The sequence below is a fragment of the Buttiauxella selenatireducens genome (genome assembly GCF_031432975.1).
GTDB lineage: Bacteria > Pseudomonadota > Gammaproteobacteria > Enterobacterales > Enterobacteriaceae > Buttiauxella > Buttiauxella selenatireducens.
Genome location: NZ_CP133838.1, coordinates 5,050,763 through 5,064,211 on the forward strand (window position 1 = coordinate 5,050,763; position 13,449 = coordinate 5,064,211).

A 13,449-nucleotide genomic window follows, 5' to 3' on the forward strand; every position below is an offset into this window, starting at 1 on the left:
TAGTAATTAAATTTCATGAATTAGCGCAATTTATTCGTTTGCTGAAACGATTTCGTAGCAATTGACGAAACAAAACTTACGTGGCTTTATAAAGACGGTGTTGAACCTTCACGGGTGAAATTAAGTTACATAAAAGATGGGGTGTGTGGGACTATAATGAACGAACAATATTCCGCTTTGCGAAGTAATGTCAGTATGCTCGGCAAGTTGCTCGGGGATACCATCAAGGATGCGTTAGGTGAAAACATTCTTGACCGCGTAGAAACAATCCGCAAGTTGTCAAAGTCCTCACGGGCAGGCAATGAAGCAAACCGTCAGGAATTGCTGACCACGTTACAGAACCTGTCTAACGACGAATTACTCCCCGTAGCCCGTGCATTCAGCCAATTCCTGAACCTGGCCAACACCGCCGAGCAATATCACAGTATTTCCGCCAATGGCGAAGCTGCCAGCAATCCTGAAGTCATCGCTAAGACACTCCAAAAATTAAAAAATCAGCCTGACCTTAGCGAAGCCGCCATTCGTGATGCTGTTGAATCATTGTCACTGGAATTAGTGCTGACCGCACACCCGACTGAAATTACCCGTCGCACCTTGATTCACAAGCTGGTTGAAGTAAACAGTTGCCTGAAACAGCTCGATCACAGCGACATCGCCGACTACGAGCGCAACCAGATCATGCGCCGTCTGCGCCAGTTGGTCGCTCAAGCCTGGCACACCGATGAAATCCGTAAACACCGCCCTTCCCCAGTCGATGAAGCGAAATGGGGTTTTGCAGTGGTTGAAAACAGCCTGTGGGAAGGGGTTCCAAACTACCTGCGTGAGCTGAACGAGCAACTCGAAGACAACCTGAATTACAAACTGCCGGTCGATTTCGTTCCGGTGCGTTTCACTTCGTGGATGGGCGGCGATCGCGACGGTAACCCAAATGTGACCGCCGATATCACCCGCCACGTGCTGTTGCTCAGCCGCTGGAAAGCAACTGACCTGTTCCTGCGCGATATTCAGGTACTGGTTTCCGAACTTTCGATGGTGGAATGCACGAAAGAGCTAAGCGAACTGGCAGGTCCTGACGCTGCGCAAGAACCCTACCGTTGCATCATGAAAGGCATTCGTCAGCAATTACTGGCGACTCAAGCCTGGTTAGAAGCTCACCTGAAAGGCCAGCGTCTGCCAAAACCAGAAGGTTTATTGACGCAGAACGAACAGCTTTGGGAGCCGCTCTATGCGTGTTACCAGTCGCTGCAAGCGTGCGGCATGGGCATTATCGCCAACGGCCAGTTGCTTGATACCTTGCGCCGTGTGAAGTGCTTCGGCGTGCCGTTAGTCCGTATTGATGTCCGTCAGGAAAGCACTCGTCATACCGAAGCGCTGGGCGAAATGACTCGCTATCTGGGCATTGGTGACTACGAAAGCTGGTCCGAAGCGGACAAACAAGCCTTCTTAATCCGCGAGCTGAATTCTAAGCGCCCGCTGCTGCCACGCCAGTGGGAGCCAAGCGATGAAACTCGTGAAGTGCTGGAAACCTGTAAAGTCGTTGCCGAAGCACCGCGTGGTTCTATCGCTGCGTATGTTATTTCCATGGCGAAAACACCGTCTGACGTGCTGGCAGTCCACTTGCTGTTGAAAGAAGCGGGTTGCACCTTCGCGCTGCCTGTTGCTCCGCTGTTTGAAACACTCGACGACCTGAACAACGCCGATGACGTAATGACCCAGTTGTTGAACATCGACTGGTATCGCGGCTTCATTCAGGGTAAGCAGATGGTCATGATTGGCTATTCTGACTCCGCGAAAGATGCCGGCGTAATGGCTGCATCCTGGGCACAGTACCAGGCGCAAGACGCACTGATCAAAACCTGTGAGAAAGCCGGAATTACTCTGACGCTGTTCCACGGACGCGGTGGTTCAATTGGCCGTGGCGGTGCACCGGCACATGCTGCTCTGCTTTCTCAACCGCCAGGAAGCCTGAAAGGTGGCCTGCGTGTGACCGAGCAAGGCGAGATGATTCGCTTCAAATATGGTCTGCCGGAAATCACTATCAGCAGCCTGTCGCTCTACACCAGCGCGATTCTGGAAGCGAACCTGTTGCCACCACCAGAGCCTAAAAAAGAGTGGAAACATATCATGGAGGAGCTGTCTGTTATCTCCTGTGATATGTATCGTGGCTATATCCGCGAAAACGAAGACTTTGTGCCGTACTTCCGTTCAGCTACACCTGAGCTGGAACTGGGTAAACTGCCGCTGGGCTCACGCCCTGCAAAACGCCGCCCGAACGGTGGTGTTGAATCTTTGCGTGCTATCCCGTGGATCTTTGCCTGGACGCAAAACCGCCTGATGCTTCCAGCCTGGCTGGGTGCCGGTGCCGCACTGCAAAAAGTCGTAGAAGATGGCAAGCAAGACGTCCTGGAAACCATGTGCCGCGACTGGCCGTTCTTCTCCACGCGCCTTGGGATGTTGGAAATGGTGTTCGCCAAAGCTGACTTGTGGCTGGCGGAATACTACGACCAACGTCTGGTGAAACCAGAATTGTGGAAACTGGGTAAACAGCTGCGCGATCAACTGGAAGCAGACATCAAAGTGGTGCTGGATATCGCCAACGATTCGCACTTGATGGCTGACCTGCCGTGGATTGCCGAATCCATCCAGTTACGTAACATCTATACCGACCCATTAAACGTGTTGCAGGCTGAATTGCTGCACCGCTCGCGTCAGTCGGAAGAGAAAGGTGAAGTGCCAGATCCGCAGGTTGAACAAGCGTTGATGGTGACCATCGCCGGTGTTGCTGCAGGTATGCGTAATACCGGTTAAGCAGTAAAAATCGTTTCTTTCAAACCCCGCGCAAGCGGGGTTTTTTGTTTTGGCGCATGCGCAAAGTACGACTATTGTGCCAGGATAGGCCATCCCGGCAGGCTCAAAGCAGATTCCTATGAATGACGACGTAAGCCAAATTCTTTCCCGACTGCTCAATAGCCCCTCAGGCGTTCATCACGTCTGGTTTGCTGGCAGCCAGGTGGCCCCTTCAGAACTTGCCTGGCAGGTAGACTTCCCACGCATTGAAGTGGTGCTTGATGGCGTGCTACTGGACGCCTGTGATGAAGGCATGCCTGCAAGGCTTGAGCAGCACGACGTGCTCTACGTCCCGGCCAGATGCTGGAACAACCCGCAGTGGAACACCCCGGTCACCACGCTAAGCATTTTATTTGGCAAACAGCAGCTTGGGTTCAGCATTCTGCACTGGGATGGAGCGAAATTTACCACGTTGGGGAAACAAAACGTGGCGCGTCGCGGGCCGCGTATCGGCTCATTCTTGCTTCAGGCACTCAACGAACTGGTCACACAACCTCAAGACCAGCAAACCGCAAAATTTATCGTCAGTAGTATTCTTAGTCATTGCACTGATTTACTGGGCAGCCAGATCCAAACAGCCTCCCGCAGCGAAGCGTTGTTCGATGCTATACGCGAGTACATTGATGAAAAATATGCCCAACCGCTCACGCGAGAGTCAGTTGCCCAGGCTTTTTATATTTCACCAAACTACCTTTCGCATCTGTTTCAGAAAACCGGTGCAGTGGGCTTTAACGAATATCTGAATCACACCCGTCTGGAGCACGCCAGAACGTTGCTCAAACGCTACGACCTGAAGGTCAAGGAAGTGGCTCACGCCTGTGGATTTGTTGACAGCAACTACTTCTGCCGCCTGTTCAGGAAGAATACCGAGCGTTCGCCGTCAGAGTATCGCCGCCAGTACCACAGCCAGCTAACGGAAAAAACGCTCAGCTAAGGATGATATGAGTATCCTGGGGCGTTCCAAAAATTCGGCGTACAGCAGAGATTGTCTTTTGTGGTTCACGCAAAAATGCGTTAATCCCAGATTGCACGCAGCGACAGTGAGTAAAGCGCGCAGCACCAGCAAGCTCAATATCCGTGATTAACAAAACCACATCAGCTTGTTCTATATCCGCCGCGGTCAGTTCGTTTTCAATGCCCAACGCTCCCTGGGTTTCAATTTTTATCGACCATTTCTCTATCTGGCAGAGCTTTTCAAGACGCTCTGCCGCCATATAAGTGTGAGCGACACCGCTGACACATGCCGTAACGGCAACCAACTGTCTTGTCATCTGCACTTTCCTCATAACGAGCATTACCATTAACCGCCAATGATCACCCGATACCCTGCATCTTCAGCCATCCGGCGCATTTGAGCGATTTCCCTCTCATCAGGCGGTGCTATTCCTGCCATTTGCCATGGTTTGCCGAGCAACTGATATTTCGGCTCTCCGTACTGATGGAAGGGTAGCAGATGCAGCTCAGTAAGCTTCATGGGAGCGAGGAAATTGATAATCGCCTGCATATTATCCAAATCCAGGGTATAGCCAGGAATAAGCGGCACCCTTGGAATAACACACACATCCGCTTCCACCAACAGCCTGAAGTTTTCCAGCACGCGTGACTGATGCATATTCAGCACATTCTTCGCTTGAGCCACATCCATGATTTTCAGGTCAAACAACACTTCATCACACTGTTGTGCGAGAGCGAGCACTTTTTCAGGTGCCGCGTCACCCGCGGTTTCAATGGCGGTACGAATTCCTAACGACTTCAGACGCTTCAAAAAGCGTGTGACAAAGGCCGCTTGCATCAGCACTTCACCTCCCGAAAGCGTTACGCCACCGCCAGATGCGCGAAAAAAAATCTCATCTTTCAGCACTTCTTTTTCCAGTGCAGCGAAAGAAATATCGCGCCCAATTCTTTCTGTGGCACCTGTTGGGCATTCATCCGCATCATTGAGGCAGGTTGCACAATGTATGCATTTCGCCACGCGCCGTACGGTCTGTATTTTGCCGGAAATAGACTCAGGATTAGCGCACCACGGGCAGTGATGCGGGCAACCCTTGAAAAAAACAACTGTCCGAATCCCATGCCCATCGTTTAATGAGTAACGCTGAATATTAAAGATCCGTGCGGTTAATTCCCCTTCATCAATAATCACGTCACAGTTGATGCGCTGTGCGGCGAATAATGTCATCCTGGATCTCCTTCGACAGCTCAACAAAGAAGGCACTGTAGCCTGCAACCCGCACCACCAAACCTGCATAGTCTTGTGGGCGCAGTTGTGCTTCACGCAACGTTTCTGCATTCACCACGTTAAACTGAATATGCTGTAATTTGAGTTTGGTGAATGCCCCAAGGAAATCGGCAAGTTTGTGTAAGCCGGCATCACCTTCTAAGGTGCTGGGGGTGAATTTCACGTTGAGTAGTGTTCCGTTGGAAAGCAGATAGTTATCCAGTTTGCTAACTGACTTGAGCACAGCGGTTGGCCCCTGACAATCTTGTCCCAACATTGGCGACAATCCGCCATCGGCAAGCTGTTCACCCGCATAGCGCCCGTCAGGCGTTGCGCCCACTACCGCGCCAAGCGGAACATGTGCAGAAACAGTATAAGAACCAGGCGTGAAATAACCGCCTCGAGGATTAGCGTATTTCTCGACTTCTTTGCAGTAAAAACGCAACAGATCAGCACTAATGTTATCGACTTCGTCGATATCGTTGCCGTATTTCTCAAAACGATTAATCAGCCGTCCACGGATCTGCTCACCTTCTGGCGTGGCAAAATTCGCCTTCAGCACCGCCAACAATTCATCAAAACTCAAACGCTGCTGTTCAAACACCATGCCGTTGAGAGCGTGCAATGAGTCACTTAGGTTTGCGATACCGATACCCTGCACGCCAGAAAAGTTATAGCGCGCTCCGCCATCGGTAATATCCTTGCCCTTCATCAGGCAATCATCGATGAATGACGAGAGCAACGGAACCGGTGCCCAGTCGCGGTGGCCGATATCGCAAATGTTGCTACCTTCTACCATCAGCTTGATGTAATGGCTGATTTTGTTACGGATTTGCGCGATTAAATCTGCGTAATCCAACCCCTGACGCCCTTCGTTTTCAAGTAATACAATTTCCATCACCTTCAGCAGGTTAAACATGGCAATGTCGTGCAAACCGTAAGTTTTACCAGGAATGGAGAGTTCTACACAGCCAACAACCGCGTAATCACGGGCATCCTCCAGCGAAACACCCCGATTGAGGAATGCAGGTACCACAACTTCATCGTTGAAAATTTGTGGAATCCCCGTCCCGAGCCGCACAGTTTCAGCTGTTTTAAGCAGGAATGGGCGGTCGATAAGCTCATTGACCCGCACCCCAAGGTTAGGCTGCGGCAACTGGATGCTCTGATAGGCGTCCAGACACAGGAAAGAGAGCACGTTCACCGCGCTGCGCCCGCTCTCCGTCAGACCGCCTAACAAAATGGTATAACCCGTCGGGAAGCCAGCGAAGTAGCGAGCACTGCTTGTGGAGCGCAACAATACGATGTCGTTACATTTCACCCATAGGGATTCGAGCAATTCACGCAGGAGCGCCGGGCTTTCGCCACGATTGAGAGACGCCTGATAAAACGGCAACATGTACTGGTCGAAGCGACCCAGCGACAGCGAGCTGGCGTTGGATTCATACTGCAAAATAATGTTCATGTACCAGAACAACTGGCACGCTTGCCAGAAATCTTCCGGGCGGCATTCCGAATTATGGCGAGAAATGGCCGCTATTCTCAGCAGCTCTTCACGCCGTACCGCATCTTCGCATAGCGTTGCCATCTGCTCCGCCAGAGCGGCGTAGCGCAAGATATGTCTTTGTGAGGCTTCAAGCAGAATTAAGGCTGACTGATAGAAAGGGTTTTCTGGGGCTTGCCCGCAATGTTCACGTAGTTCCAACACCAACTTACCCAGGCCATTTTGCAGCAGGCGCGGATAATCAATGATGATATGCCCTTGCCCTTTGTCAGTCTGGTTAACGCTAAAAATCTGCGTTTTTACTGCAGCTTTAACTTCATCTGTCATCTGGCTGTTGATGAAGTCTTTCATTGAACGCTTTTCCCAGTAGGGATAAAGCTGCTCACGATAAAGCGCTTTGTCTTGCTCGCTGATTTCAAAACGGTCTTGCGGGCGAGTGGGAAATTTATCTAACTCGTTGAGCAGCCAGTAAGGGTCCATCTCCGGGGACATAATTCCAGCACGGGGTTTCACTGTGCGATTCCCTGCGATTAACTCATCTTCACGAATGGCTATTTCAACATTGTCGAGAATGTACGCCGTTGCTTTTGCTCGCCGCAAAAGGACATGTTCCCCTTCCGTTGTACGATGGCTGGCGGTGTACAGCACAGCTCGTTCAAGCGAGATTTCGCGCGGGTGAGCAAACAAAGCTGATTTCAGTCGTTCGATGCGATGAGTCATGATGAATTCCTTCCTGCATATCCCCTTCATCCTTCAAGCTGCAGGGGTGTTGGCTGCAACTCGAAAGCTAAAGGGCATGTAAAATTAAGCGGTCTGCGCTAAGTGGGCTTCAATTTTATTCATAATGGCGTCAGCGCGTTTCACTGCATCGCTGATGTTAACGCGCACAATCGTTTTCCCGGCAAAGCGCTCTTCCATTTTGATGCCAATGTCTTTGGTCAGGATCACCATATCGGCGCTCGCTACATCGGATGTTGTCAGTTCATTTTCCAGGCCAATTGAGCCTTGAGTCTCAACCTTAACTTCCCAGCCCTTCGCTTTTGCAGCACTTTCCAGCGCTTCAGCGGCCATGTAAGTATGGGCAACACCTGATGGACAAGCGGTCACAGCAATAATTTTCGTCATGGTCAATTCCTTCTATCTCAATCAGTTAATTTCAAAATCCAAATCCAGGTCGTCTTCAGCCTTTGCAGGCGTAGCAGACTGATTTTTACGTGCATAGCTTTTGAGGAGGTTGACGCACACCGCAGTCACCACAGCACCCACCAGCAATGCGGCGATATAGCCTAATTTCCCGTCAACGACTGGCAGTACAATCAAACCACCCCAGCCCGCGTAACACTGCGCACCTAACAATGCGGCTGTCACTGCACCGCAAGCTGAACCCAACATAATTGAAGGGATCACACGTAACGGGTCAGACGCTGCAAAAGGAATTGCCCCTTCAGTTACGCCCACGCATCCCATCACCAGCGCCGCTTTACCCGCTTCTCGTTCTTCACCCGAGAAGTTTTTACGGTTCATTAATGTCGCAAGTCCCAGCCCAAGTGGAGGTACTGCAATCCCCACGGCGGCAATCGCAACAACGCTATAAACCCCTTGCGCCACACAGATCAGCATGAAGGCGTAGGCCACTTTATTCACCGGGCCACCCATATCGAATGCCAGCATCAGTCCCATAATGACGGCCAGAACCACGATGCTGCCCTGCTGCATTCCTTGCAGCCACTGCGTCAGGCTGCCTGTTATTGCCCCAACAGGTTCACCAAGGCCCCACATCATTACGCCTGCGGTAATAAAGGTGCCAATGATTGGAATAACGAAGATGGGCATTACTGAACGCAAGATTTTAGGAACAGGGATTTTCTTCAGGTAAAAAACGATGATGCCGCCAATGATGCCGGCGATGATGGCGCCAAAAAAACCTGCGCCGAAACTGCTACCTACCCATGCACCAATTGCGCAGGGTGCCAGTGCAGAACGCTCCGCAATGGAGTAGCCGATGTATGCCGCCAAAAATGGCACCATCAGCGTTAGCCCAGCCACTCCGATATCAAATAACTTTTTCAGATTGGGGTCTGTCAACGCATCCGGGACAGCGCCTTTGCCATAGAGCATCACCGAAACAGCCAGCAAGATACCGCCAGCCACCACGAATGGGATCATATGTGAAACGCCAGTCATCAAATGCTGACGCGTATTCTTGAGGATCTGGACTAACTCTTTCATAAAGCACTTCCTTCTCGAGCAGTGATTGTCCAAACAGCGTTGGGCACACAATAGGTAATCTGTGCAACGGCAGACAGTGGACAAAAAAGCCATTTACTGGATTTTTGTAATACAGAAAGAAAAATGCGATCAGACTCAAAACTTCCACTGGTAGCGGACATTATCTGTTACACCTTGATTTTGTGAGGCGTCTCGCAAATTGGCATGGACATTACATTTGTCCAGTTTTTGGCAGTTTTGTCTCGTGGTAGTCCAGGTCGTGGCGCTCTTATGCTGTAACTCATTTCAAGCGTTGGCTCAGGAGAAGGTTATGGCCTTGATAGTAAAATTCCGCTGCGACTTACCCAATGGCGTACACGCCCGTCCAGCCAGTCATGTTGAAACGCTGTGTAATCAGTTTTCCTCTACCATTGAGTGGCTCAACCTGCGTACCGAGCGGAGCGGTGATGCTAAAAGTGCGCTGGCGTTGATAGGTACCGGTACTTTGAAGGGAGATGAGTGCCAGCTGTCGATCAGTGGTGAAGATGAAGAAAGTGCCTTCGCAAGGCTTTCAACCTATATCGTTGAAGAGTTTCCTCATTGTGACGCACCTTTGCCCCAGGCGCCCATCGCTGAAATCTCCGAACTTCCTGAATCTCTTTCGCGCTTGAATCCGACCTTTTTCCGCGCTCTGCCCGTCTGTGGCGGCGCAGCCAACGGGATGTTGATTCGCCTGGCTTCTCTTGATTTACACCAGTTGGGCGAGCTACCAGCCACGCGAAGTCTCGACCAGGAACAAGCGGCTCTGGATCAGGGGCTGGCGCAACTTCTTAAAGCGATAAATCTCGAGCTGCTGGCCAATGAAGGGACTGCCAGCGCGATTCTGGAAGCACATCGTTCACTGGCGAGTGATTTATCACTACGCAACATGTTGTTGGAAATCGTGTCCACTGGCGCGAGTTGTGCGCAGGCTATCGTTGCAACAGCCGACCATTTCTGCACGCAATTTACCCAGTCTGAAAGTACCTATCTTCAGGAACGCGCGCTTGATGTCCGTGATGTTTGCTTCCAGCTTTTACAGCATATTTATGGTGCAAGCCGCTTCCCTACGCCTGGCAAACTACAACAAGCGGCGATATGCATGGCGGACGAACTCACGCCAAGCCAGTTTCTGGAATTGGATAAAACCTTGCTCAAAGGCTTGCTGCTACGTAGTGGCGGCACGACCTCGCACACGGTGATCCTCGCACGTTCTTTCAATATTCCAACGCTGGTAGGGGTTAATCTCGACGCCCTCACCCCGTGGCTTGGCCAGAACGTGCAAATTGATGGTGATATTGGCCTGGTTGCCGGGGCGCTAACTGAAGACGTCACCCGTTATTACCAGCAAGAAGCCGCGGTGCAACAAGCAATTCGCGCACAACAGCAGGTTTGGCTAAACCTGCCTGGGCGGACACATGACGGAATACAACTCGAAGTCGCAGCAAATATTGCGCATTCGATAGAGTCAGCCCCAGCCTTCAATAACGGTGCTGAGGCCATTGGCCTGTTCCGAACAGAAATGCTGTATATGGACCGCGTTCATGCTCCCTCCGAGGATGAGCTTTACAATATCTATTGTCAGGCTCTGGAAGGGGCTAATGGGCGTAGCATTATCGTACGCACTATCGATATAGGTGGTGATAAGCCAGTGGAATATTTAAATATTCCGACTGAAAACAACCCATTTCTGGGGTATCGCGCTGTACGAATTTACCAGGAATTTTTGGCACTTTTTCAAACGCAGCTGCGTTCAATTTTGCGCGCTTCGGCACACGGATCGTTAAAAATCATGATCCCCATGATCTCCTCAATGGAAGAGATCCTATGGGTGAAAGATCAACTGGCGGAAGTGAAGCAAAGCCTGCGCAATGAACATATTCCATTTGATGAAAAAATCCCGTTGGGCATTATGCTGGAAGTGCCATCGGTGATGTTTATCATCGACCAGTGCTGCGAAGAAATTGATTTCTTTAGCATTGGTAGCAACGACCTGACGCAATATTTGCTGGCAGTAGATCGTGATAACGCCAAAGTGACCCGCCACTATAACAGTCTGAATCCGGCATTCTTGCGCGCTCTGGATTACGCAGTGCAAGCCGTTCACCGCGAGGGGAAATGGATTGGTTTATGTGGTGAATTAGGTGCGAAAGGTTCTGTACTTCCATTACTGGTTGGCCTGGGCCTGGATGAAATCAGCATGAGTGCCCCGGCAATTCCGGCCACCAAAGCGCGTCTTGCACAGCTCGACAGCAAAGCCTGTCGCCAGTTACTCAATCGCGCTATGGCCTGCCGCACCTCGCTGGAAGTCGAACATTTATTAGCGCAGTTCCGTATGGCTCAGCAAGATACTCCTCTGATCACCACGCAGTGTATTTCGCTCGAGAACGACTGGCGCAGCAAAGAAGAAGTGATTAAAGGCATGACAGATAATTTGCTGTTAGCCGGACGTAGCCGCTACCCCCGCAAGTTGGAAGCTGATTTATGGGCGCGTGAAGCGGTGTTCTCCACAGGCCTGGGCTTTAGTTTCGCCATCCCACATAGCAAATCGGAACATATTGAGCAGTCCACCATCAGCGTGGCTCGTTTGCCTGCACCGGTTCGTTGGGGTGATGACGAGGCGCAATTCATCATCATGTTGACACTCAATAAGCATGCCGCAGGCGATCAGCATATGCGTATTTTCTCCCGCCTGGCGCGCCGCATTATGCATGAGGAATTCCGTAATGCGCTGGTGAATGCTGTGCGTTGCGAAGACATTGCTGCTCTGCTGGAGCGTGAGCTGGAACTGTAATTCAATTAAGAGGAAATATTGATGGAGCTTTATCTCGATACGGCAAATGTCGCAGAAGTGGAACGTCTGGCACGTATTTTCCCGTTACAGGGCGTGACAACAAACCCAAGCATTATCGCGGCTGGTGCAGAATCTATCTGGGATGTGCTGCCGCGCTTGCAAGCAGCAGTGGGTAAAGAAGGCCGCTTGTTTGCCCAGGTAATGAGCCGCGAAACCTGCGGGATGGTTGATGAGGCGCAAAAACTGGTCGCTCATGTTCCCGGTATTGTAGTGAAGATCCCAGTCACATCTGCTGGATTAGCCGCCATTAAACAGCTCACTGCATTGGGCATTCCAACACTGGGCACTGCCGTTTACAGCGCAGCGCAAGGGCTATTGGCAGCATTGGCTGGAGCGGCTTATGTCGCACCTTACGTTAACCGCGTTGATGCTCAAGGCGGGGACGGGATTCGCATGGTGCAAGAGTTACAAGCACTCCTCGAGCTTCACGCGCCAGATAGCAAAATTTTGGCTGCTAGTTTTAAAACACCGCGTCAGGCACTGGATTGCTTACTGGCTGGATGTGAATCCATCACGCTCCCCCTGGATGTTGCCCAGCAGTTTTTAGCGGCACCCGCTGTAGAAGCGGCGATCGTGAAGTTTGAAGAGGACTGGCAGAAAGCGTTTGGTCGCTTAAGCCTGTAACCCGATTTATTTGGCTTAATCGCAGGAGGCAGTAAATGGACCGCATAATACAGTCACCGGGTAAGTACATTCAGGGCGCAGACGTTATCTCTCGTCTTGGTGATTATCTCAAACCGCTGGCCGAACGCTGGCTAGTGGTCGGCGATAAGTTCGTATTAAGTTTTGCGCAAGAAACATTATGCAAAAGCATGAAGGATGCCGGGCTCACGCTGGAAGTTGCACCATTTGGTGGTGAATGTTCGCAAACTGAAATTGATCGTTTGCGAGCCGTGGCCGAAAAGATGCAGTGCGGTGCCATTCTGGGGATCGGCGGGGGGAAAACTCTCGATACTGCCAAAGCACTGGCGCATTTTATGAATGTCCCGGTTGCTATCGCCCCGACCATTGCCTCAACAGACGCCCCCTGTAGCGCACTGTCCGTCATTTATACGGATACAGGGGAATTTGACCGCTATCTGTTGCTCCCCAATAACCCAGATATGGTCGTCATTGATACTCAGATCGTCGCCAATGCACCCGCTCGTTTACTGGCCGCAGGTATTGGCGATGCTCTGGCAACCTGGTTTGAAGCCCGCGCCTGTTCACGCAGTGGCGCCACCACTATGGCAGGAGGCCGTTGCACACAAGCAGCTCTGGCTCTGGCGGAGTTGTGCTACAACACGCTTCTGGAAGAGGGTGAAAAAGCCATGCTCGCGGCAGAGCTGCATGTTGTCACACCGGCACTGGAACGCGTCATCGAAGCAAACACCTATTTGAGTGGTGTCGGTTTTGAAAGTGGCGGCCTGGCAGCAGCGCATGCGATACATAACGGCTTGACGGCAATTCCAGATGCTCACCATTTTTATCATGGTGAGAAAGTGGCTTTCGGGACGCTAACCCAACTCGTGCTGGAAAACGCACCGCAAGAAGAGTTCGAAACCGTCGCAGCATTGTGCCACGCGGTCGGTTTACCGCTCACGCTTTCGCAGCTGGATATCAAAACTGACGTTGAGGAAAAAATGCGGATTGTTGCGCAAGCGGCCTGCGCGGAAGGAGAAACTATTCACAACATGCCAGGTGGCGCATCACCCGACCAGGTCTACGCTGCGCTTTTGGTCGCCGACCAGTACGGCCAGCGTCTCCTGCAAGCGTGGGAATAACACCAATAAAAAAATC

Annotated in this window: 10 protein-coding genes; 5 read left to right on the forward strand and 5 right to left on the reverse strand. The window is 51.4% G+C overall.

The window, feature by feature from the left end:
- Nucleotides 1-156: 156 nt before the first annotated feature.
- Nucleotides 157-2,808, forward strand: a complete 2,652-nt coding sequence (ppc, locus tag RHD99_RS23180) for a phosphoenolpyruvate carboxylase (RefSeq protein ID WP_309876874.1) — start codon at nucleotides 157-159, stop codon at nucleotides 2,806-2,808.
- A 118-nt stretch (nucleotides 2,809-2,926) separates the two neighbouring features.
- The gene (locus RHD99_RS23185) at nucleotides 2,927-3,781 is read left to right on the forward strand and encodes an AraC family transcriptional regulator (RefSeq protein ID WP_309876875.1); all 855 of its coding nucleotides are present in this window, start codon (nucleotides 2,927-2,929) and stop codon (nucleotides 3,779-3,781) included.
- Here RHD99_RS23185 and RHD99_RS23190 read toward each other — a convergent pair.
- From RHD99_RS23190 to RHD99_RS23210, 5 genes are all read right to left on the reverse strand, one after another.
- Complete coding sequence (locus RHD99_RS23190) at nucleotides 3,774-4,118, reverse strand: PTS fructose-like transporter subunit IIB (RefSeq protein ID WP_183272880.1); 345 nt, start codon at nucleotides 4,116-4,118, stop codon at nucleotides 3,774-3,776. The two genes, RHD99_RS23185 and RHD99_RS23190, sit on opposite strands and share 8 nt — an antisense overlap.
- A gap of 29 nt (nucleotides 4,119-4,147) precedes the next feature.
- The gene (locus tag RHD99_RS23195; protein WP_309876876.1) at nucleotides 4,148-5,026 is read right to left on the reverse strand and encodes a [formate-C-acetyltransferase]-activating enzyme; all 879 of its coding nucleotides are present in this window, start codon (nucleotides 5,024-5,026) and stop codon (nucleotides 4,148-4,150) included.
- On the reverse strand, nucleotides 4,992-7,289 hold the full coding sequence (locus RHD99_RS23200) for a formate C-acetyltransferase (protein WP_309876877.1): 2,298 nt from the start codon (nucleotides 7,287-7,289) through the stop codon (nucleotides 4,992-4,994). The genes RHD99_RS23195 and RHD99_RS23200 overlap by 35 nt, the downstream gene beginning before the upstream one ends.
- 84 nt (nucleotides 7,290-7,373) lie before the next feature.
- Nucleotides 7,374-7,694, reverse strand: a complete 321-nt coding sequence (locus RHD99_RS23205) for a PTS fructose-like transporter subunit IIB (RefSeq protein ID WP_183272883.1) — start codon at nucleotides 7,692-7,694, stop codon at nucleotides 7,374-7,376.
- Between the two features lie 21 nt (nucleotides 7,695-7,715).
- The gene (locus RHD99_RS23210; protein WP_309876878.1) at nucleotides 7,716-8,798 is read right to left on the reverse strand and encodes a PTS fructose transporter subunit EIIC; all 1,083 of its coding nucleotides are present in this window, start codon (nucleotides 8,796-8,798) and stop codon (nucleotides 7,716-7,718) included.
- 310 nt (nucleotides 8,799-9,108) lie between these two features.
- On the opposite strand from RHD99_RS23210, the gene ptsP reads away from it, so the two are divergent.
- The 3 genes from ptsP to gldA are packed head-to-tail and all read left to right on the forward strand — an operon-like array spanning nucleotide 9,109 to nucleotide 13,433.
- Nucleotides 9,109-11,610, forward strand: a complete 2,502-nt coding sequence (gene ptsP / locus RHD99_RS23215) for a phosphoenolpyruvate--protein phosphotransferase (RefSeq protein WP_309876879.1) — start codon at nucleotides 9,109-9,111, stop codon at nucleotides 11,608-11,610.
- 21 nt (nucleotides 11,611-11,631) lie between these two features.
- A complete protein-coding gene (gene fsa / locus RHD99_RS23220) occupies nucleotides 11,632-12,294 on the forward strand; it encodes a fructose-6-phosphate aldolase (protein ID WP_309876881.1) in 663 nt (220 codons plus the stop codon).
- A gap of 35 nt (nucleotides 12,295-12,329) precedes the next feature.
- A complete protein-coding gene (gene gldA, locus RHD99_RS23225) occupies nucleotides 12,330-13,433 on the forward strand; it encodes a bifunctional L-1,2-propanediol dehydrogenase/glycerol dehydrogenase (RefSeq protein WP_309876882.1) in 1,104 nt (367 codons plus the stop codon).
- Nucleotides 13,434-13,449 lie beyond the last annotated feature (16 nt).